Source organism: Oceanobacillus sojae (assembly GCF_007991515.1).
GTDB classification, from domain to species: domain Bacteria; phylum Bacillota; class Bacilli; order Bacillales; family Amphibacillaceae; genus Oceanobacillus; species Oceanobacillus sojae.
Map to the genome: position 1 here is coordinate 1 of NZ_BJYM01000042.1, position 2,053 is coordinate 2,053.

3 protein-coding genes are annotated in these 2,053 nt (G+C 44.0%); all 3 read left to right on the top strand.

The window, feature by feature from the left end; genetic code table 11:
- Positions 1-652, top strand: a 652-nt coding sequence (locus OSO01_RS23125; RefSeq protein WP_147212808.1) for a PTS sugar transporter subunit IIB, incomplete at its 5' end; no start/stop codon positions are given.
- 36 nt (positions 653-688) lie between these two features.
- Positions 689-1,486, top strand: coding sequence for a PTS mannose/fructose/sorbose transporter subunit IIC (locus OSO01_RS23130; RefSeq protein WP_222595754.1), 798 nt, complete (start codon positions 689-691; stop codon positions 1,484-1,486).
- A 19-nt stretch (positions 1,487-1,505) separates the two neighbouring features.
- A partial coding sequence (locus OSO01_RS23135) for a PTS system mannose/fructose/sorbose family transporter subunit IID (protein WP_147212810.1) occupies positions 1,506-2,053 on the top strand: 548 nt, incomplete at its 3' end.

The window sequence follows — 2,053 nt, forward strand, 5'->3', positions numbered from 1 at the left end:
CACGGCGCATGAAATAGCTGCTCATATTATCGATACAGCGAAAGAAGCAGTTAAAGTAAAACCGGAAGAATTAGAGCCGGCTGATGCTGATACTGCTGAAGTTTCTTCTGGAGCCAGCGCAGGCGCTCCTGGTTCATTTGAATACGTGTTAGCACGAATCGATTCTCGTTTACTGCACGGGCAAGTTGCAACTTCCTGGACAAGAAGTACATCACCTACACGCATCATCGTTGTATCTGACACAGTAGCAAAGGATGAACTTCGTAAAAGGTTGATTCAACAGGCTGCTCCTTCAGGTATCAAGGCACATACGGTCCCTGTTCAGAAAATGATTGAGCTTGCAAAAGATGATCAACACTTCGGCGGACAGCGGGCATTACTGCTTTTTGAGAACCCGCAAGATGCACTCAGAGCCGTTGAAGGCGGTGTTCCACTGGATACCATTAACGTTGGGTCCATGTCACATTCAACTGGTAAAGTTCAGCCAAATAAAGTATTGGCCTTTGACCAGAACGATATTGATACGTTCAAAAAATTAAAAGACTTTGGCGTCGATTTTGACGTACGTAAGGTTCCAGCTGATTCATATGGGAATATGGACGAGATTTTGAGAAGAGCTCAAATGGAATTAGACAGACAGAAAAAATCCTGATCATTAGATAAAAAAGGAGGTTTAATAATCATGGATTTGACGATTATTCAAATAATATTAGTTATTATTGTGGCATTTATAGCTGGTATGGAAGGCATCCTGGATCAATTCCAGTTTCACCAGCCAATTATTGCTTGTACGTTAATCGGCTTAGTTACCGGAGAATTAACGGCATGTCTTATCTTAGGCGGTACCTTGCAGCTGATTGCTTTAGGTTGGGCAAATATTGGTGCAGCTGTAGCGCCGGATGCAGCCTTGGCCTCTGTCGCATCAGCAATTATTCTCGTTTTAGGCGGACAGGGCGCATCAGGTGTATCCTCAGCTATCGCAATTGCAATTCCATTGGCAGTTGCTGGTTTATTATTAACAATCATTGTACGAACCCTCGCTACAGGGATTGTCCATTTAATGGACGCTGCAGCGAAGGAAGGGAATATTAGAAAAATTGAAATATGGCATGTTATTGCTATCTGCATGCAGGGTTTACGTATTGCAATCCCGGCTGCTTTAATTATCGCTATTGGTGCAACTCCAGTTAGGGAAATGCTTCAGGCTATGCCGGACTGGCTGACAGATGGTTTGGCAGTCGGCGGTGGAATGGTAGTAGCTGTCGGTTATGCAATGGTTATTAACATGATGGCTACCAAAGAAGTATGGCCATTCTTTGCAATTGGATTCGTACTAGCGACAATCCCGGACATTACACTTGTAGGACTTGGTGGTATCGGTGTGGCTCTTGCGCTTATTTATTTAGCACTTACGAAACAAGGCGGCTCTGGTGGCGGCGGTGGAAACACTGGTGATCCGCTGGGCGATATTATAGAAGATTATTAGAAAGAAGGAGGCTATGAAGATGGCACAAGAAGTGAAATTATCAAAAAGAGATCGTATTTCTATTTGGTGGCGCTCTACTTTCATTCAAGGTTCCTGGAACTATGAACGGATGCAAAATGGCGGCTGGGCATTTTCCATGATTCCCGCAATCAAAAGATTATACCAGACTAAAGAAGATCGTGCTGCAGCACTTCAGCGTCACTTAGAATTCTTTAATACGCACCCTTATGTTGCTTCTCCAATTATTGGTGTAACACTAGCCCTTGAAGAAGAACGTGCAAATGGTGCTCCGGTTGACAATAAAGCAATCCAAGGGGTTAAGGTCGGAATGATGGGACCTTTAGCAGGGATTGGGGATCCTATTTTCTGGTTCACAGTCAGACCAATTCTCGGTGCACTAGCGGCTTCCCTTGCAATGACTGGTAACATACTCGGGCCAATTATTTTCTTTTTAGCATGGAATGCTATCAGGATGGGATTCTTATGGTACACACAGGAACTTGGTTACAAAGCTGGGGAAAAAATCACGGATGACTTGTCAGGCGGATTGCTTCAGGATATTACGAA